Origin of the sequence: Amycolatopsis speibonae (genome assembly GCF_042647925.1) — a bacterium.
Lineage (GTDB): Bacteria > Actinomycetota > Actinomycetes > Mycobacteriales > Pseudonocardiaceae > Amycolatopsis > Amycolatopsis speibonae.
In genome coordinates, this window is record NZ_JBHRWK010000012.1 from 239,504 (window position 1) to 258,182 (window position 18,679).

Below are 18,679 nucleotides of genomic sequence, written 5' to 3' on the forward strand. Positions count from 1 at the left end.
GTTCAGGGTCGTTCCGACCGGGACAACTATGGCCGACGCCACGGTTATTCCGCGTCCCGGGCCTTTCGCGGTTAAGCTCGGCCCGTGGCTGAGACCGAAGAGAAGACCGAGACCGCCGCCCCCACGTCGCGCCAGGTCGCGGCCGCCCGCGACTTCGTGAAGCGGCACGGGAAGCCGTCGCGCGCGGTGGTGGAGAACATCGGCCGGATCGGCGCCCGGGTCGTGCTCGTGGGCGCAGACGGCGCGCTCGGCGACGTCGTCGTCGCCTCCACGGAGGCGGGCGACGCGCTGGTCGAGGCCGTCGAAGACCTCGAACCCGCCGAGTGGGACAGCGAGACCGTGAAGGTCACCAAGATCGGCGCCGAGCACCGCCGCCGGATGGCGGGCAAGTGAGCGGTTCCGCGATCCTCGTTTCCTGCTCCGCACTGCCCGAAGGCGACGGCGACGAACACGCCGTCCCCGAGGCGCTGGCCGACCTCGGCTTCAAGACCCGTTGGGCGGCCTGGGACGACACGACCGTCGATTTCGGCGCCGCGGACATCGTCGTGCCGCGCGCCACCTGGGACTACGCCGAGCGCCGCGACGAGTTCCTGTCCTGGGCCGAATCCGTGCCCACGCTGGCCAATTCGGCCGAAGTCGCGCGCTGGAACACCGACAAGTCCTATCTGGCCGAACTCGGCGACGCCGGGGTCGCCATCGTGCCGACGACCCTGATCGCGCCGGAGGACGACGCCCCGCGCTGGCCGAAGGGCGACTTCGTGCTGAAGCCCGCGATCGGCGCCGGTTCCCGTGGTGCCGGGAAGTTCACTTCCGGCGCCGCCGCCGTGGCGCATCTGGAAAGCCTGCACGCCGAGGGCCACACCGCGGTGCTGCAGCCGTATCAGTCCAGTGTGGACACCGAAGGCGAACTCGCGCTGGTGTACCTGGGCGGCGTGTACTCGCACGCGTTCTCGAAGGCCGCGATGCTGGGCAGGGAACTCGACGAATCCGGTTTGTACGTCACGGAAAAGCTCGCGCCCGTGCAGCCTGCCGCGAAGTTCCGCGCATTGGCCGAAGACGTTCTGGACGCGACGTCGGCGTTGCTCGGAATCCTGCGCGCGGAGCTGCTTTACGCCCGTGTCGACCTCGTCGCCGGTCCGGACGGGAGGCCGCTGCTGCTGGAACTGGAGCTCGTCGAGCCTTCTCTCGGCTTCCGGCAGACCGACGCTTCCGCCGTCTGGCGCTTCGCTTCCGCCGTGCGGCAGCAACTCTCCTGACGCGGTCACCAGAAGTGTCATGAAAGGGTCGTTCAGGACAAATTTCGTCCTGAACGACCCTTTCATGACATCCGGCGGGGAAGAACGCTAGGCGGGCTTAACGCGTTTCGCGGCCAAGCGCTCCGGCTTCGGCCATCGCACGTCCCGCGCCCACCCGAACTTCTCGAACAGCCAGATCACCCGCGCCGACACGTCGACCTGTCCACGCAGGACGCCGTGCCGCGCGCAGGTCGGGTCGGCGTGGTGGGAGTTGTGCCACGACTCGCCCATGGACAGGATCGCCAGCGGCCAGAAGTTCGCCGCCTTGTCGCGGCTGGCGAACGGACGCTCACCGACCAGGTGACAGATCGAGTTCACCGACCAGGTGACGTGGTGCAGGAACGCGATCCGGACCAGCCCGGCCCAGAAGAACCCGGTCACGACGCCCCACCAGGACCAGCTGAGCAGCCCGCCGAGGATCGCGGGCAGCGCGAGACTGAGCGTGATCCACAGCCAGAAGTAGCGGTTCACCACGCGAAGATCCTTGTCGGCCACCAGATCCGGCGCGAAGCGCTCGTAGTTGGTCACCTCGCGGCTGAACATCCAGCCCATATGCGAGTGCCAGAACCCGCGCAGCAGCGCCGTGGGCGTCGTCCCGAACAGCCAGGGGGAGTGCGGGTCGCCTTCGCGGTCGGCGAAGGCGTGGTGGCGACGGTGGCTGGCCACCCAGAAGATGACCGACCCCTGCACCGCGAAGCCCCCGGCGATGGCGAGCGCGACCCGCAGCGGCCGTCCGGCCTTGAACGCGCCGTGGGTGAAGTAGCGGTGGTAGCCGACGGTCACCCCGAGCGTCCCGAGGGTGTAGAACACCGCCGCCAGCGCGAGATCGATCCAGCTCATGCCCCAGCCCCACACGATCGGCACGGCGGCGAGCAGCGCTACGAACGGGACCAGCAGGAACGTCTTGAGTATCAGCATCTCGCCGGAGCCCCGGCGGTGCGAGATCAACGGTTTCGACTGGGTCGCCCCAGGCGCGGGATCGGTGCTGGCGGTCATGCGACACCTCGTGCCTCGACTCGGTGGTCCCCCCGTGTGGGGCACCCCGCGAAGCGTAAGGGCATCGTCTGGCGAGCATGCCGCCTGGGGGTTACGTCCGGTTTGCCACGGGGTCAGTTCGAGGTGGCGAGTTCGCGTTCCGGCACCGTGGCCGAGGAGACGGGACCCCGATCGCGTGAGCCGCACCACAGTGCCGCCGTCGAGACGATCACCAGCGCGGAGCCGAGGACGTGGAACGAGACCAGCGCCTCCGGCACACCCAGGGCGTACTGCACCGAGCCCAGGATGCCTTGTGCGAGCGCGATGACCCACACGATGGTGTACCGCCGCCACAACTGCTTCGGCGTCTCGCCACGCATCAGCTGGAGCCCGAAGACGGCCAGCACGATCAGGTAAGCCACCAGCAGTCCGCCGTGGACCTGCGTGAGCGTCTCGATCGGGGCCTGGAACCGGTGGGTGCCGGGGTCGCCGCCGTGCGGGCCCGCACCGGTCACGGTGGTTCCCGCCACGAGGACGGCCCACATCGCCGCGGCGAGCACGATCAGCGTCTTGCGGCCCGCGTCCGGGATCAGCCAGCGGGCGGGCTCGTCACCCTCGTTGAACGCGCGCAGCAGCAGGACCGCGAGCCACACCAGGGGAGTGGAGGCCAGGAAGTGGAGCGCGACGGTCCACCATTCGAGTTTGGCGAGCACGGTGATGCCGCCGACGACGGCCTGCAGCATCACGCCGGCGGGCATCGTCCAGGCCAGCTTCACCAGACGGCGGCGGCTCGGGTGCTCGATCTGCACGCGCCACGCGGTGATCACGCACAGCGCGGCGACGGCGATGACGACGCCGGTCAGCATCCGGTTGCTGAACTCGATCCACTGGGTGAGCGCGTCGAATTCGGGGTGCGCCACCGGGACGATGCTGCCTTCGACGCACTGGGGCCAGGTCGGGCAGCCGAGGCCCGAACCGGTGACCCGGACGACCGAGCCGGTGACGCCGATTCCGGCCTGGGCGATCACCGCCGCTATCGCGACCGCTCGCTGGACCGCGAACGAGGGATACGGCAGACGCGCTACAAGGCTCTGGAACGGCACCGTCCGATGCTAGAACGCCCTTCCTGAGAGCGTTCCACCGGCTGCACGCGGTGTGTCGAGAGCCTCAGGTGAGCTTCGTGGTCTTGCTCGCCAGCGCGCCCGCGACGGCGCCCCAGCCGACGAGGACCGCGAACGGGCCCCAGCCGAACGAACCGTCCAGCAGCACCGACCGCAGGCCTTCGGCGAGCGCGCCCGAGGGCAGCAGCTCGACGATCGTCGCGAGCCCGGACGGCATCGTCGACGGTGCCAGCAGGATGCCGCCCGCGAGGAGCAGCACGAACCAGACGATGTTCGCCAGCGCCAGTACGGCTTCCGCGCGCAGCGCACCGCCGAGCAGCAGGCCCAGCGCGCCGAACGCGAGCGTGCCGACGATCAGGAACGGGATCGCGCCGAGGAGCCCGCCCAGCGACGGCGACCAGCCCAGCAGCGCGGCCACGGCACCGAGGATCACGGCCTGCAGCGCGACCACCACCAGCGCGGCGGCCACCCGGCCCGCGACAAGCAGCCAGCGGGGCAGCGCGGTGGCGGAAAGCCGTTTGAGGACGCCGTACCGGCGGTCGAAGCCCAGTGCGATGGCCTGCCCGGTGAACGCGGACGACATCACCGCCAGCGCCAGGATCCTCGGCGTGATCCAGTCCACTTTGGACGACGAGCCGAGTTGTGACGACGGCAGGATGTCCAGCAGCGACAAGCCGATCAGCAGCGCGAGCGGGATGAGCAGGGTCAGCAGGATCTGCTCGCCGTGGCGCAGGGTCAGGCTCGCCTCCACCTTCGCGTGCGTGCGCAGCATCTTGCCGAGCGAACCGCGACCGGGTGCCGGGGTGAACGTGCCCGGGGCGAACCGGGGGGTGGGTGTCGTGGTCATGCGCGCAGTTCCCGTCCGGTCAGCTCCAGGAAGACCTCTTCCAGCGTGCGCCTGCCGACCTGCAGTTCCTCGGGCATGACGCCCTGCTGCGCGCACCACGCCGTCACCGTCGACACCACCTGCGGGTCGATCGGGCCCTCGACGAGGTACGTCCCCGGCGCCGACTCGCGCACGAGGTGGCCCTCGGGCAGCGCCGCTGTCAGCAGTCCGGTGTCGAGCCGCGTACGGGCCTTGAACCGCAGCTGCGCGGCTTCGCCCGCGTCGACGGTCAGCGACTGCGGAGAGCCTTCGACGACGACCTTGCCGTGGTCCACGATCACCACGGTGTCGGCCAGCGTTTCGGCTTCTTCCATCAGATGGGTGGTGAGCAGCACGCTGACCCCGTCGGAGCGCAGCGCCGCGAGCAGATCCCAGACCAGGCGGCGGGCCTGCGGGTCCATCCCGGCCGTCGGCTCGTCGAGGAAGAGCAGCTCCGGGCGGCCGACGAGCGCGCAGGCGAGGGACAGCCGTTGCTGCTGCCCGCCGGAAAGCCGTTTGAACGGCGTCTTGCGTGCTCCCGAAAGGCCGAGGATGTCCAGCAGCCAGGCCGGATCCAGCGGATTCGCCGCACACGCGGCGACCAGTCCGAGCATCTCGTCGGCGCGGACGCCGGGATACGCGCCGCCACCCTGGGGCATCACGCCGATCCGCGGCCGCAGCGCCGGACCTTCCCGCGCCGGGTCCAGGCCCAGCACACGGACTTCGCCGTCGTCAGGCCGCAGGAAGCCTTCGCAGATCTCGACGGTGGTGGTCTTGCCGGCCCCGTTCGGGCCGAGCAGAGCGAGCAGAGTGCCGCGTTCCATCCGCAGGTCGAGTCCCTCGACGGCGGTGGTGGATCCGTAGCGTTTCAGCAGCCCGGTGATCTCGACGGCGGGGGCGTTCACGACAGGTCACGATACGGCCTCACGCCGGGACCGAATGCTCCGGGGACGGTCTGGACAGCAGCAGCGGTGAGAGGCGGTGGACGACGAACAGCCCCAGAAGCGTGACGACCCCCGCGGCGGCCCACGCGAACGGCAGGACGAAGCCGCGGCCTTCGAAGGTGCTTCCCGTCGTCGGCAGCAGGAACGGCAGGACGGCGGTGACGATCGTCGCGGCGATGCGGAACCGCGAGGTCCCCGCCGCCGCGGCGAGCGGGATGATCGCCCACAGCAGGTACCAGGGCTGCAGTGCCACGTGCAGCACCATCACCGCGCCCAGCGAGACACCGAGGCCGATGATCGGCCGGTAACGCCATTTGAAGCTGTCCCACAGGAACTTGACCGTCACCGCGCCGGCGACGAGATAACCGAGCGCGCCGAGGATCGGCACCATCGCGTTGGTGTGGTTGCCGAGGCCGAGCGCGATGCCGAGGACCCCGCCGAGCGCGGCGAGTTCCGACGTCGGCGAGATCCAGGAGCGGACCAGCCCCGGTGTCCCGAGCGCGCCGACCCAGCCGAAGCCGAGGCCGGTGCCGTAACAGACCGCGACCAGCACCACGCCGAACAGCAGCGCCATCGGCACCGCCGCGGTGACCAGGTCCTTGATCCGGCCGTGCCAGCGTCTGGCCACCATCACCGTGAAGAACGGCAGCGCCAGGATCGCGTTCAGTTTCACCGCGACGCCGAGGGTGATGAGCGCGACCCCGAGCCCGATGTACAGCAGTTCGCCCTTGGCCAGTGGTGGCGGTTCGTCGTTCTTGAACCGCACCGGCATCCGCTGGAGGCCGACCTCCAGCCCGGCCACCATGAGCCCGATGGCCAGCGCGTCGTTGTGCGCGCCCGCGACGAAGTGGAAGATCAGCAGCGGGTTCGCCGCGCCGAGCCACAGCGCGGTGGCGGGCTGCACGCCGAACCGCTTGGCCAGCCGGGGCAGCGCCCAGATGATCAGGATGACGCCGATCAGCGCGAGCCCGCGCTGCAGCAGCACCCCGGTGACGATGTTGCCGCTGCTCAGCGGGGCGAGCCAGCCGCCGAGGCGCAGCAGCAGCGGACCGTAGGGCGCCGGGGTCTCGCGCCACATGTTGGAGACACCCGAGGTCAGCGGGTCGGAGACGCCGAGCGCTTCGGCCGGTCCGAGGGAGTACGGGTCCATGCCGCGGGCGACGATCTCGCTCTGCGCGAGATAGCTGTAGACGTCGCGCGAGAACAGCGGCGGGATGAACAGCAGCGGCGCGCACCAGAGCGCGATGGTGCGGGCGAGCTGGCCCTGGGTGGCGAGGCGGCGGCGCGCGGGCTGGGCGAACCGGCCGAGGAGCAGCCAGCTCAGCACGATGATCGCCATCCCGGCCAGGCCCATCGCGAGCGAGACCATGGGGATCCGGGTGAACAGCCGCAGGACCGGGATCTCCTGCACCGGGTTGATCACCGGTGCGGCGCCCGCGCCGAGCGAGCCGAGGGCGAGGAACAGGGAACCGACCGCGCCGAACCGGCGGACGACGTTCAGCCCGCGCAGTTCCTTGTCGTCGAGCGGCTCCGGTTCGCGTGGGTGACCGGGGGAGAGCGTCGCCACCGACCCCGCCGCCGAATCCTGCTCCGGCCCTGCTTCGTCCGTGCCCCGCCGTGCCGGGTGATCGCCCACTGCCACGCACGAAGGGTAGCGATGCCGGGAACAACGCGACTCGGCACCTGGTTGCGGTAGTTGCGCGTGCAAGGATCGCGACCCGGCACCTACTTGCGCCGAAGTGACCCACGCCACTCCGTGAGGCACCCCTCTTTGCCGTCTCCCCGGAAATACGTCACACTTGTGTTGTGAAAAAGACGGGGACGCAGGACGAGGCCGGTGGCGACATGCCCCGCGCCGAGGTCCAGCCTGTCCCCGCCCAGGTCGGCCCCGAGGGCCGGACCAGGCACGAAGTGGCCCGCCTGCTGCTGGAACAGGGTCCGATGACCGCGGTCGTGGTGGCCGAGCAGCTGGGGATCAGCGCCGCCGCCGTCCGCCGTCATCTCGACGCGCTGCTCGCCGACGGCGAGGCCGAAACCCGGGACGCTCCCCGCCGCGGCCCGCGCGGCCGAGGCCGTCCCGCCAAGAACTTCCTGCTCACCGAAGCAGGCCGCGCCCGGTTCGGGCACGCCTACGACGACCTCGCGTCCTCGGCCATCCGTTTCCTCTCCGAGCACGCCGGCGAAGACGCGGTGAAGGCCTTCGCGGAGGCTCGTGTCGCTTCGCTGGTCGGCCCGCATCAGGACGCGATCACGCAGCACACGGACCCCGCGGCCCGGGCCGAGGCCCTCGCTGCGGCGTTGACCAGGGAGGGTTACGCTGCGTCGACCCGTCAGGTCGGTGTCGGCGAACAGCTCTGCCAGCACCATTGCCCGGTCGCCCACGTCGCCGCCGAGTTCCCTCAATTGTGTGAAGCCGAGACCGAGGCTTTCGCGCATTTGCTGGGTACCCACGTGCAGCGACTGGCGACCATCGCACGCGGTGACAACGCGTGCACCACCCACGTACCCGTCGTTTCGGCGGGTCACCCGGCCACACCCGCGCCGGGAAGCACGGCGCCCTCCCCTGGGCGCACAGCACGGATCCCGAATGGAGGGAAACCCGCATGACTGCCGCTGCCGAGCAGCGCACTCCCACCACCGCGCCCATGAGCCAGGAAGAGACCATCGAGTCCCTTGGCAAGTACGCGTTCGGCTGGGCGGACTCCGACGAGGCGGGCGCCAGCGCCCGCCGAGGACTGAACGAGGACGTCGTCACCGACATCTCCTCGAAGAAGTCCGAGCCGGAGTGGATGCGCGAAGCGCGACTGAAGGCGCTCAAGCTCTTCGATCTGAAGCCCATGCCCAACTGGGGTGCGGACCTCTCCGGGATCGACTTCGACAACATCAAGTACTTCGTGCGGTCCAGTGAGAAGCAGGCTACTTCCTGGGAAGAGCTGCCCGAGGACATCAAGAACACGTACGACCGGCTCGGCATCCCCGAGGCGGAGAAGCAGCGCCTCGTCGCCGGTGTCGCCGCGCAGTACGAGTCCGAGGTCGTCTACCACTCGATCCGCGAGGATCTGGAGGCGCAGGGCGTCCTGTTCCTGGACACCGACACCGCGCTCAAGGAGCACCCGGAGCTCTTCAAGGAGTACTTCGGCTCCGTGATCCCGGCCGGGGACAACAAGTTCTCCGCGCTGAACACCGCGGTGTGGTCCGGCGGCTCGTTCATCTACGTCCCCAAGGGCGTCAAGGTGGACATCCCGCTGCAGGCCTACTTCCGGATCAACACCGAGAACATGGGTCAGTTCGAGCGGACCCTGATCATCGTCGACGAAGACGCCTATGTGCACTACGTCGAGGGTTGCACCGCGCCGATCTACCAGTCCGACTCGCTGCACTCGGCGGTCGTGGAGATCATCGTGAAGAAGGGTGCCCGCTGCCGGTACACGACCATCCAGAACTGGTCGAACAACGTCTACAACCTGGTCACCAAGCGCGCCAAGTGCGAAGAGGGCGCGACCATGGAGTGGATCGACGGCAACATCGGTTCCAAGGTCACGATGAAGTACCCGTCCGTGTTCCTCATGGGGGAGCACGCCAAGGGTGAGGTCCTCTCGGTCGCGTTCGCCGGCGAAGGCCAGCACCAGGACGCGGGCGCGAAGATGGAGCACCTGGCGCCGCACACCTCCTCGACCATCGTGTCGAAGTCGGTGGCGCGCGGCGGTGGCCGCACCTCGTACCGCGGTCTGATCAAGATCGCGAAGCGGGCGCACCACTCGCGGTCCAGCGTGGTCTGTGACGCGCTGCTGGTCGACACGATCTCGCGGTCGGACACGTACCCGTACGTGGACATCCGCAACGACGAGGTCTCGATGGGCCACGAGGCCACGGTCTCGAAGGTCAGCGAAGACCAGATGTTCTACCTCATGTCGCGCGGTCTCGACGAGGCCGAGGCCATGGCGATGATCGTGCGCGGGTTCGTCGAGCCCATCGCGCGTGAGCTGCCGATGGAGTACGCGCTCGAGCTGAACCGCCTGATCGAGCTTCAGATGGAAGGGTCCGTCGGCTAGTCATGTCGGTTACCGAGAACAACGTTTCCGAAGCGATGCGCGAGGGAGTTGGCGAGCCCGCCGGCTCTGGAGGCACAGTTGTGCCGGCCACTTCCCGCGCGGAGCGCTTCATCTCTCACGACGTCGAGGCCTTCGAGGTCCCGGGCGGCCGTGAGGAGAACTGGCGCTTCACCCCGATGAAGCGGCTGCGCGGCCTGCACGACGGGTCCGCTCCCGCTTCGGGTTCGGCCACCGTGGACGCCGACGCCGCTCCCGAACTCAAGATCGAGACGGTCGGCCGGGACGACGAGCGCCTCGGCGTCGCGGGTGTCCCGAGCGACCGGATCGCCGCGCAGGCGTACTCCTCGTTCACCGAGGCCACCGTCATCACGGTGCCCAAGGAGACCAAGGCGTCGAAGCCTTCGACGGTGAAGATCTCCGGGCCCGGCGAGGGCGAGGTCGCCTACGGGCATCTGCAGGTCCGCGCCGAGCAGTTCTCCGAGGCCGTCATCGTCCTCGACCACGTCGGCTCCGGCACCTACGCCGACAACGTCGAGTTCGTCATCGGCGATTCGGCGAACGTGACCGTGGTCAGCGTCCAGGACTGGGCCGACGACGCGGTGCACGTGTCCGAGCAGCACCTCAAGCTCGGCCGCGACGCCACGCTCAAGCACATCGTCATCACCCTGGGCGGTGACCTGGTCCGCGTCTCGCCGACGGCGACCTTCGCCGACAAGGGCGGCGACGTCGAGATGCTCGGCCTGTACTTCGCGGACGAAGGACAGCACCAGGAACACCGTCTCTTCGTCGACCACGCGGTGCCGAACTGCAAGTCGCGCGTGATGTACAAGGGCGCACTGCAGGGCGACGGCGCGCACACCGTGTGGGTCGGCGACGTGCTGATCCGGGCGGCCGCCGAGGCCACCGACACCTACGAGCTCAACCGCAACCTGGTGCTGACGCCGGGCGCGCGGGCGGACTCGATCCCGAACCTGGAGATCGAGACCGGCGAGATCGAAGGCGCCGGGCACGCGAGCGCGACGGGAAGGTTCGACGACGAGCAGTTGTTCTACCTCCAGTCGCGCGGAATCGGCGAGGACGCCGCGCGGCGCCTGGTCGTACGCGGGTTCTTCCACGAGATCCTGGTCAAGATCGGCGTTCCCGAGGTGCGCGAGCGTCTCGAGGCCGCGATCGAAGCCGAGCTCGAAGCCGTGGGCGTCTAAGCCCTCGTCCGTCCACATCAGACTTTAGGAAAGAAATGCCTACGCTGGAAATCAAGGATCTGCACGCCTCGGTCACGACCGAGGAGGGCCCCAAAGAGATCCTCAAGGGCGTCAACCTGACCATCAAGTCGGGCGAGACCCACGCGATCATGGGCCCCAACGGTTCGGGCAAGTCCACGCTGTCCTACGCCATCGCCGGTCACCCCAAGTACGAAGTCACCTCCGGGCAGGTCCTGCTCGACGGTGAGGACGTGCTGGAGATGAGCGTCGACGAGCGCGCCCGCGCGGGCCTGTTCCTCGCCATGCAGTACCCGGTCGAGGTTCCGGGCGTGTCCATGTCCAACTTCCTCCGCACCGCGGCCACCGCGGTCCGTGGCGAGGCCCCCAAGCTGCGCCACTGGGTCAAGGAGGTCAAGGAGGAGATGGGCAAGCTGGAGATCTCGTCCGAGTTCGCCGAGCGTTCGGTGAACGAGGGCTTCTCCGGCGGCGAGAAGAAGCGCCACGAGATCCTGCAGCTGGCGCTGCTCAAGCCGAAGATCGCCATCCTCGACGAGACCGACTCCGGCCTCGACGTCGACGCGCTGCGCGTCGTGTCCGAGGGCGTCAACGAGTTCAAGGCCAACAACGACGCGGGCGTCATGCTGATCACGCACTACACGCGGATCCTGCGGCACATCACGCCCGACTTCGTGCACGTCTTCGCGGGCGGCAAGATCGTCGAGTCCGGCGGCCGTGAACTCGCGGACGAACTGGAGGAGAACGGGTACGTCAAGTACACCGGCTCCGCCGAGACCGCCGCCGTCTGACACTGAACTTCGCGACTACACCGAGAGGAGTTGGCCCGATGACCACCACCACGGCTAACTCTGTACCGCTGGACGTAGCGGCCATCAGGGCCGACTTCCCCATCCTGACCCGCACCGTGCGGGACGGGAAACCCTTGGTGTATCTGGATTCCGGTGCGACGTCCCAGAAACCGGCGCAGGTTCTCGCGGCCGAGCGCCGGTTCCTCGAGACCTCGAACGCCGCGGTGCACCGCGGCGCGCACCAGCTCGCCGAGGAGGCGACCGACGCCTACGAATCCGCCCGCGTGCGGATCGCGGAGTTCGTCGGCGCCTCCCCGCACGAGCTGGTGTTCACCAAGAACGCCACCGAGGGCATCAACCTCGTCGCCTACGCGATGAGCAACGCCGCCACGGCCGGTCCCGAGGCCGAGCGGTTCAAGATCGGCCCCGGCGACGAGATCGTCATCACCGAGATGGAGCACCACGCGAACCTGGTGCCGTGGCAGCAGCTCTGCCAGCGCACCGGCGCGACGCTGAAGTGGTTCTCCGTCACCGCGGATGGCCGTCTCGATCTGTCCAATGTGGACGATCTGATCACCGAGCGGACCAAGGTGCTGGCGTTCACGCACCAGTCCAACGTGCTCGGCACGATCAACCCGGTCGAGTTCCTGGTGAAGAAGGCCCGCGAGGTCGGCGCGCTGGTCGTGCTGGACGCCTGCCAGTCGGTGCCGCACTTCCCTGTGGATCTTCACAAGCTGGACGTCGACTTCGCCGCTTTCGCCGGGCACAAGATGGTCGGCCCGTACGGCATCGGTGTCCTCTACGGGCGTCGTGAGCTGCTCGAAGCGATGCCGCCGTTCCTGACCGGTGGCTCGATGATCGAGATGGTCCGCATGGAGCAGACCACGTTCGCCGCGCCGCCGCAGCGGTTCGAGGCGGGCACTCCGATGACGTCGCAGGCCGTCGGCCTCGGCGCGGCCGCCGACTACCTGTCGGCGATCGGCATGGACCGGGTCGCCGCGCACGAGCACCTCCTCACCGAGGCGGCGCTGACCGGGCTCGGCGAGATCCCGGGCGTGCGGATCATCGGCCCCACCGACATGGCCGACCGCGGCGGACTGGTTTCGTTCGTCATCGACGGCGTCCATCCGCACGACTCGGGCCAGGTGCTGGACAGCCTCGGCGTCGCCGTCCGCGTCGGGCACCACTGCGCGTGGCCGCTGCACCGGGCCTGCTCGGTCCCGGCGACCGTGCGCGCGTCGTTCTACGTCTACAACACACTGTCCGAAGTGGACGCTCTGGTGAACGGTGTGCGCGAGGCGCAGAAGTTCTTCGGGGTGGCCTGATGAACCTGGAGAGCATGTACCAGGAGATCATCCTGGACCACTACAAGAACCCGCACGGCCGCGGCCTTCGCGAGCCGTTCGACGCCGAGTCGTTCCAGGTCAACCCGACCTGCGGTGACGAGGTGACGCTGCGGGTGAAGGTCGACGACGGGAAGGTCGCCGACGTCTCCTACGAGGGACAGGGCTGCTCGATCAGCCAGGCATCCACGTCGGTCTTGACGGATCTCGTCGTCGGGCACACCGTGGAGGAGGCGTTCGCCACCATGGACGCCTTCGTCGAGCTGATGCAGGGCAGGGGACAGATCGAGCCGGACGAGGAAGTGCTGGAAGACGGCATCGCCTTCGCCGGCGTCGCCAAGTACCCGGCCCGCGTGAAATGCGCCCTGCTCGGATGGATGGCGTTCAAGGACGCCGTCGCCCGCACGACCAACGGAGTTGAGACGGCATGACCGAACAGCAGACCGAAACCCGCGAGGGGCGCACGGCCGCCGACCTCGACGCCGAGACCGCCGCCCCGGACACCGCCGACGTGGCCAAGGTGGAGGACCTCGAAGAGGCGATGCGCGACGTCGTCGACCCCGAACTCGGCATCAACGTCGTCGACCTCGGGCTCGTGTACGACATCCGCGTCGAGGCGGACAACACCGCCACCATCGACATGACCCTGACGTCCGCGGCCTGCCCGCTGACCGACGTCATCGAGGACCAGACCGGTGCCGCGCTCGTCGGCGGGGGAACGGGACTGGTCAAGGACTTCCGGATCAACTGGGTCTGGATGCCGCCGTGGGGCCCGGAGAAGATCACCGAGGACGGCCGCGAACAACTGCGGGCGCTCGGCTTCACCGTCTGACGCTCACTTTCGCGCTCGCGCGCGCTATGAAAGGTCCTTTCCTTGCAAATTTTGCAAGGAAAGGACCTTTCATAGCATCGGTGAGGGTGGCGCGGCACCGCACTCGCGTGATCAGACCCGGAACACTCGAGTTCGGCCTCCGATCACGCGAGTTCCGGGCCCAATCACGCGAGTGCGGTCGCTTGATCACGCGAGTGACGCCTTCGACCTGGCTGCGAACGGAACCCCTTGCGTATAACGCCCTATACTGCGCCCCGGGAGTTCGCCCGGCCGGTGTCTGCTTGGGTTACGGGATGATCCGGTCCATCTCCCTTTTCGCGCTCGCGGCCCTGCTGGAGATCGGCGGCGCCTGGCTGATCTGGCAGGGCGTCCGGGAACATCGCGGCTACCTCTGGATCGGTGCGGGCGTCGTCGCGCTGGGCCTCTACGGCTTCGTCGCGACCCTGCAGCCCGACGCGAATTTCGGCCGTATCCTCGCCGCGTACGGCGGGGTGTTCGTCGCGGGTTCGCTGGCGTGGGGGATGGTCGCCGACGGCTACCACCCGGACCGCTACGACGTGCTCGGCGCGTTGATCTGTCTCGCCGGGGTCGGGGTCATCATGTACGCGCCCCGAGGTTGAGCCTTCGCCGGAAACTGTCGGCCACCGGCGCTAGGGTGCGCTGTGACCGAAACGGACTTCCCCGCTCCGCCCGCCGACAGACCCGGGCCGAAGCGAAGATTCTCCCCGCTCCTGCTCGTGATGATCCTGGTGGCGATCGTCGGCGTGGGCACCGGAGGATACGGTTTCTGGACCCTGATGAGCTACCGCATGGTGAGCGTTCCGGGCGAAGCGATGGCGCCCACGATCAAGCCGGGGGAGGTCGTGCTGTACCGCTGGGCCACTCTCCCCGAGATCCCTCGCGGCGCCGTCGTCCTCATGGATCTGTCCGCGTTCCCCGACTCGGGTCCCGGCGAAGGCCGGGCCGTCAAACGGGTGATCGGCGTCGGCGGCGATCAGGTCGTCTGCTGCACGAACGACAACCTGATCACCGTCAACGGGAAGCCGGTCAAAGAGCCGTACACAGAGGACGACAACGGGTACGGCCGCGAGGAGTACCGGCCGTTCAGCGTCCAGGTGCCGCCGGACACGGTGTTCGTCGCGGGCGATCTGCGGAACAATTCCCGGGACTCCCGGATCTACGTCGGTTCGCCGGGCGACGGCGCCGTGCCGATGTCGAAGGTACTCGGAGTCGTCGTCGGACGGGGAAGCGTCCTCGGTGCCGAGCCCTTTCCACAGACCACCGCTTTCGTCGAAGCGGGTCTCCCCGGCGATCCTGTGTCCGACACCGGGTTCCGTACTTCGCGGCTGCTGGTGTTCGCCGGGATCGGGCTGGTCGTCCTCGGGGTCATCGGGGCGATCGTGAGCGTTGTCCGGTCCGCCGGAAAACGACGAAGAGCAGCCGCAATCCCACCAGCGCACTGACCACCAGCAGGTTGTAGCCGAACATCTGGTGCAGCGTGACACCCGGCAGGACCTCCGGGCCGGTCGCGCTGCTCAGCAGCAGCACCGCCATCAGCCCGGTGGCCGCGCCGACGAACGCCAGCAGGATCTCGTGCACCAGCCCGGTGACCACGTCGCGGTCGCGTTCGTCGGAGAACAGCCGGACGTTGACCGAAAGCCTGCCCTGCTCCAGCGCGCTGCCGATCCGGTCGACGCGGCGGGGCAGACGGCGCAGCACCGGCAGGAGCGCCATCAGTTCGTTGGTGGCCGTGGAGCGCAGCGATTCCGGCCGCAGCCCGGCACCCACCTGCTCGGCGGCGTAGGCGCGGGATTCGACGACGATGTTGAATCCCGGCGCCAGCGCGGCGAGCGTTCCCTCCAGGGTGGCCAGCGCGCGGAACACCGCGGCGATCGGCGGGGGCACACTGAGCCGGAAGTCGGCGATCACCCGGAACAGGTCGGTGAACATGTCCAGATCCGGGGCCTGCCCGTGGTTGAAATGCTTGGCCACCAAGGAACCCAGTGCTCGCTCCAGCCGTCGTTCCTCGATCTCGTCCGGCCGGTCGACGATCTCCAGAAGGCCGTCGCGCAACGCGGCCGGGTCGCCGCGGTCGAGGGCGAGGATGAGGTTCTGCAGCCCGCCGCGCAGGCCCGAGTCGAGCCGTCCGACGGAACCGAAGTCGAGCAGGCCCAGCCTGCCGTCGGTGAGCAGCAGGACGTTGCCGGGATGCGGGTCGGCGTGGAAGACGCCGCTGCCCATCACCTGGCCGAGCACGCAGCGGAGCATCGACCGCGCGAGGTTCGCCCGTTCCGCCGCCGGGACCCGGTCCTTGGCGGCGGCCAGCGGCTTGCCGTCGAGGCGTCGCATGACGAGGACCCGCTCGGTGGACAGTTCTTTGTGGACGGTCGGAAGGGCGACCTCGGTGCCAGGGTAGGCCGCGGCGACCGCTTCGATGTTCCTCGCCTCCGTCCGGAAGTCGAGCTCTTCGACCAGCGCGTCGGCGAATCCCTCGGCGAGGTCGACGACGCCGATCGAGCGCGCCCAGTCCGCGCGCAGGTCCAGCGCGGCCGCGACCCGGCGGACGATGTCGAGGTCCTTCTCGACCAGCGCCTGCACCCCGGGCCGTTGCACCTTGACGACCACGTCCTGCCCGTCGCGCAGCTTCGCCCGGTAGACCTGCGCGATCGACGCTGCCGCGATCGGCTCCGGATCGAACTCGGCGAAGATCTCGTCCGGGTTCCCGCCCAGTTCCTCCCGTAGCACCGTGGCGACCTCGTCGGCGTCGGCGAAAGCGACCTGGTCCTGAAGCTTGCTCAGTTCGTCGATGAACACCTGCGGGAGCAGATCGGACCGCGTCGAAAGCAGCTGGCCGAGCTTCACGAACGTCACGCCGCCCTCCTCCAGCGCGCGCCGCAGCGAACGCGCCAGTTTGGCGTGCCGGACCTGGGCGAGGCCGGATTCGCGCCGGCCGGTGAGGTATCGGCCCAGGCCGTGTTTGATCGCGATCCGGGTGATCTGCGAGTACCGCCGCGTCCGGCCCGCGCGGCGGCGCAGCGACCGGATCCTGCCGATCAGCCCGAGCCCCGAACCGGAAGGCAGGACGAACTCCGCGACGAACAGGAAGATCAGCGTCGCCAGGAAAGCGCTGCCCGCCACCGGGATGACCAGCCCGGCGAAGGCACTGCCCGCGTACATCAGCCGGGGGACCGCGGTGAGGATGCCGCCCGCGACCAGCCAGCCGAAGCCGGCGGCGCAGAACGCGCGGATCACGCCGATCCGCACGCCCAGCACGCGGCGGGCGGCGACCACGAGCGGCCACAGCATCAACGCGTAGGCGGGCAGGGTGAGCAGGCCCAGCAGCAGGTTCATGCCGATGAGGACATCACGCGCAGCCCGCGCGGGATTCCCGCTCCGGCGGGACGGTACTCACCCTTGAGAGGGAACGAACCCCGAAGTTGTACGTAGTGGTCGCTTCCTTGGGCGCGAACAGGACACCGAGGAGGGCCGTCGCCGCCGCGGCGAGGAAGCCTGCGCGAAGGTCGATGAGGTCGCCGAGGAGGCCGATGAGTGGTGCTCCGGCGGCCTGGCCGAGCGCCAGCATCAGGAAGGCCAAGCCGACACCGAACGCGGGCGACGTCGGATAGGCCCTGGTTCCCCAGAGGATCAGCACGCCGGTCAGTCCGATGTAGACGGCCCCGAAGAGCGCCGCCGCGACGACGAGCGCGGGGAGCGACCGAGTGGCTAGGGCGAAAAGCGCCGTCGCGACGGCGAACAGGACCATCCCCGCCGACCAGGTCCGGCGCAGTCCCGCTCGCGAGGTCAGCTCGGCGGTGAACGCGCCGGCCAGGCCGACAGCGCCGAGCACGATCCACACCACCGTCGACTCCGTCTCGCCGAGCCCGCCGACGCTCACGGCGATATCCCGGCCGAACGTCCAGATCGCCGCGCTGGCCAGGCCGAGCGTCGCGGCGGCGGGCAGCAGGCGTCCGGTGGCGGGCGGGAACAGCGGCGACGGCAGGCCGCGTGCGCGATCCTCCTTGACCGGCGGCACGACGCGGGCGATCCACAGGGTGACCAGCGCCGACGCCGCGGCGAAGGCCCACCAGGCCAGCCGCCAATCGCCGAGCGCGAGCAGCGAGACCGGGCCCGAGATCAGCACGCCGAGCCCGGTTCCGGCGTTCACCACGGACTGGGCGCGGTCGCGGCGGGTCACCCGGACGACCCGCGAGACCGCGTCCGCGAGTGAGGGGGAGGCCAGGCCGGTGCTGGCCCCGGCGAGGACGACGCCGAGCGCGAGGACGGCGGCGTTCGGCGCGGCCGCGATCAGGGCGGTGCCCGCTGTCGCGGACATCCCGGCGGCGAGCGCGCCCGCCCGCGCGCCCCAGCGTGCCGTGACGGCGGTCGAGGCCATGACGGCCAGGCAGTACGCGACGTAACTGCCCGCCGCGATGGCGCCGAGCAGGCCGCCGTCGAGGCCGAATTCCGTCCGGAGAGTCGGCGCGAAGAGCCCGTACGCGTACCTCGCGAGTCCGTAGGAGACCGCGATCAGCGACAACCCGGCCGCGGTGAGCGTCAACTCGCGTTTGTGCGAAGAAACCATCAGCATGCCTCCAGATGTATACCGTTCGGTATACCTGGGGAGTGTTCCCGCATTTCGCGCTCAGGTCAACCGATCGGTATAGTAGAGGCATGCTGACTCCAGCCGGCGAGCGTGTCCTGGCCGCCGCGACCGAGCTCTTCTACCGGGAGGGCCTGAACGCGGTGGGCGTCGCGGCCGTGGCCGAGACCGCCGGCGTCACGAAAAAGACGTTGTACGCGTGCTTCGGGTCGAAGACTGAGCTCATTGTCGAGTACCTGCGGCGGCGGCACGACGTCTGGTGGGCGTACCTCGAAGAGCGGCTGGCCGACGCCGACCGGCCCCGGGCGCTCGTGGTCTTCGACGCCTACATCGACCACCCCAAGCTCGGGAGCGACAGGGGTTGCGCGTTCCTCAACGCGGCCGCCGAACTGCCCGCCGGACATCCCGGGCTCGACGTGATCCGGCGGCACAAGGAAGCGGTGCGGGCGAAGTTCGCCGAACTCCTCCGCGAGGACGCCCCGGGCGCGGCCGACCCCGAGCGGCTCGCGGAGCAGCTTTTCCTCCTGCTGGAGGGCGCTGTCGCGCACACCGGCATCGACGGCGACGCGCACCGGGTCACGCTCGCGAGGGAGATCGCGGAGATACTGATGAGGGATCCGCGCGAGGCCGGCACACGCTAGAAA

General features: G+C 69.2%; 19 protein-coding genes. 12 read left to right on the forward strand and 7 right to left on the reverse strand.

What is annotated here, in order from left to right:
* The first annotated feature begins 84 nt into the window (after positions 1-84).
* Together ACFOSH_RS06965 and ACFOSH_RS06970 are read left to right on the forward strand one after the other, a co-directional pair.
* Positions 85-393: a hypothetical protein gene (locus ACFOSH_RS06965; RefSeq protein WP_378237846.1), complete on the forward strand. Its 309-nt coding sequence runs from the start codon at positions 85-87 to the stop codon at positions 391-393.
* Positions 390-1,256, forward strand: a complete 867-nt coding sequence (locus ACFOSH_RS06970) for an ATP-grasp domain-containing protein (RefSeq protein WP_378237848.1) — start codon at positions 390-392, stop codon at positions 1,254-1,256. The genes ACFOSH_RS06965 and ACFOSH_RS06970 overlap by 4 nt, the downstream gene beginning before the upstream one ends.
* 87 nt (positions 1,257-1,343) lie before the next feature.
* On the opposite strand, the gene ACFOSH_RS06975 is transcribed toward ACFOSH_RS06970, so the two are convergent.
* The 5 genes from ACFOSH_RS06975 to mptB all read right to left on the reverse strand — a co-directional run bounded on the left by ACFOSH_RS06975 (position 1,344) and on the right by mptB (position 6,767).
* Positions 1,344-2,291 carry an acyl-CoA desaturase gene (locus tag ACFOSH_RS06975; protein WP_378237849.1) on the reverse strand — a complete coding sequence of 316 codons (948 nt, stop codon included), beginning with the start codon at positions 2,289-2,291 and terminating at the stop codon, positions 1,344-1,346.
* A 113-nt stretch (positions 2,292-2,404) separates the two neighbouring features.
* On the reverse strand, positions 2,405-3,373 hold the full coding sequence (locus tag ACFOSH_RS06980) for a COX15/CtaA family protein (RefSeq protein ID WP_378237850.1): 969 nt from the start codon (positions 3,371-3,373) through the stop codon (positions 2,405-2,407).
* A gap of 64 nt (positions 3,374-3,437) precedes the next feature.
* On the reverse strand, positions 3,438-4,238 hold the full coding sequence (locus ACFOSH_RS06985) for an ABC transporter permease (RefSeq protein WP_378237851.1): 801 nt from the start codon (positions 4,236-4,238) through the stop codon (positions 3,438-3,440).
* On the reverse strand, positions 4,235-5,161 hold the full coding sequence (locus ACFOSH_RS06990) for an ABC transporter ATP-binding protein (protein WP_378237852.1): 927 nt from the start codon (positions 5,159-5,161) through the stop codon (positions 4,235-4,237). The genes ACFOSH_RS06985 and ACFOSH_RS06990 overlap by 4 nt, the downstream gene beginning before the upstream one ends.
* 19 nt (positions 5,162-5,180) lie before the next feature.
* The gene (gene mptB, locus ACFOSH_RS06995; protein WP_378237913.1) at positions 5,181-6,767 is read right to left on the reverse strand and encodes a polyprenol phosphomannose-dependent alpha 1,6 mannosyltransferase MptB; all 1,587 of its coding nucleotides are present in this window, start codon (positions 6,765-6,767) and stop codon (positions 5,181-5,183) included.
* A 239-nt stretch (positions 6,768-7,006) separates the two neighbouring features.
* Between mptB and ACFOSH_RS07000 the strand changes: the two genes are divergently transcribed.
* The 9 genes from ACFOSH_RS07000 (at position 7,007) to lepB (ending at position 14,898) form a co-directional block, all read left to right on the forward strand.
* Positions 7,007-7,807 carry a helix-turn-helix transcriptional regulator gene (locus tag ACFOSH_RS07000; RefSeq protein WP_378237853.1) on the forward strand — a complete coding sequence of 267 codons (801 nt, stop codon included), beginning with the start codon at positions 7,007-7,009 and terminating at the stop codon, positions 7,805-7,807.
* Between the two features lie 38 nt (positions 7,808-7,845).
* On the forward strand, positions 7,846-9,252 hold the full coding sequence (gene sufB / locus ACFOSH_RS07005; RefSeq protein ID WP_449224177.1) for a Fe-S cluster assembly protein SufB: 1,407 nt from the start codon (positions 7,846-7,848) through the stop codon (positions 9,250-9,252).
* A 2-nt stretch (positions 9,253-9,254) separates the two neighbouring features.
* Positions 9,255-10,454 (forward strand): Fe-S cluster assembly protein SufD, encoded by a 1,200-nt coding sequence (gene sufD / locus ACFOSH_RS07010; RefSeq protein ID WP_378237855.1) that lies wholly within the window; start codon positions 9,255-9,257, stop codon positions 10,452-10,454.
* A 35-nt stretch (positions 10,455-10,489) separates the two neighbouring features.
* The gene (gene sufC, locus ACFOSH_RS07015; protein WP_007029703.1) at positions 10,490-11,260 is read left to right on the forward strand and encodes a Fe-S cluster assembly ATPase SufC; all 771 of its coding nucleotides are present in this window, start codon (positions 10,490-10,492) and stop codon (positions 11,258-11,260) included.
* Positions 11,261-11,298: 38 nt separating this feature from the next.
* The gene (locus ACFOSH_RS07020; protein WP_378237856.1) at positions 11,299-12,585 is read left to right on the forward strand and encodes a cysteine desulfurase; all 1,287 of its coding nucleotides are present in this window, start codon (positions 11,299-11,301) and stop codon (positions 12,583-12,585) included.
* Complete coding sequence (gene sufU, locus ACFOSH_RS07025) at positions 12,585-13,034, forward strand: Fe-S cluster assembly sulfur transfer protein SufU (RefSeq protein WP_378237857.1); 450 nt, start codon at positions 12,585-12,587, stop codon at positions 13,032-13,034. Before ACFOSH_RS07020 ends, sufU begins: the two co-directional genes overlap by 1 nt.
* Positions 13,031-13,435, forward strand: a complete 405-nt coding sequence (locus ACFOSH_RS07030; RefSeq protein ID WP_378237858.1) for a metal-sulfur cluster assembly factor — start codon at positions 13,031-13,033, stop codon at positions 13,433-13,435. Before sufU ends, ACFOSH_RS07030 begins: the two co-directional genes overlap by 4 nt.
* Positions 13,436-13,728: 293 nt before the next feature.
* Positions 13,729-14,055, forward strand: coding sequence for a YnfA family protein (locus ACFOSH_RS07035; protein WP_378237859.1), 327 nt, complete (start codon positions 13,729-13,731; stop codon positions 14,053-14,055).
* Between the two features lie 42 nt (positions 14,056-14,097).
* Positions 14,098-14,898: a signal peptidase I gene (gene lepB, locus ACFOSH_RS07040; RefSeq protein ID WP_378237860.1), complete on the forward strand. Its 801-nt coding sequence runs from the start codon at positions 14,098-14,100 to the stop codon at positions 14,896-14,898.
* Here lepB and ACFOSH_RS07045 read toward each other — a convergent pair.
* Both ACFOSH_RS07045 and ACFOSH_RS07050 read right to left on the reverse strand, forming a co-directional pair.
* Positions 14,822-16,786, reverse strand: a complete 1,965-nt coding sequence (locus ACFOSH_RS07045; RefSeq protein ID WP_378237861.1) for an ABC1 kinase family protein — start codon at positions 16,784-16,786, stop codon at positions 14,822-14,824. The two genes, lepB and ACFOSH_RS07045, sit on opposite strands and share 77 nt — an antisense overlap.
* Positions 16,787-16,799: 13 nt before the next feature.
* Entirely contained in the window at positions 16,800-18,023 is a 1,224-nt protein-coding gene (locus ACFOSH_RS07050; RefSeq protein WP_378237862.1) for an MFS transporter, read from the reverse strand.
* Between the two features lie 83 nt (positions 18,024-18,106).
* Between ACFOSH_RS07050 and ACFOSH_RS07055 the strand changes: the two genes are divergently transcribed.
* A complete protein-coding gene (locus ACFOSH_RS07055; protein ID WP_378237864.1) occupies positions 18,107-18,676 on the forward strand; it encodes a TetR/AcrR family transcriptional regulator in 570 nt (189 codons plus the stop codon).
* Positions 18,677-18,679 lie beyond the last annotated feature (3 nt).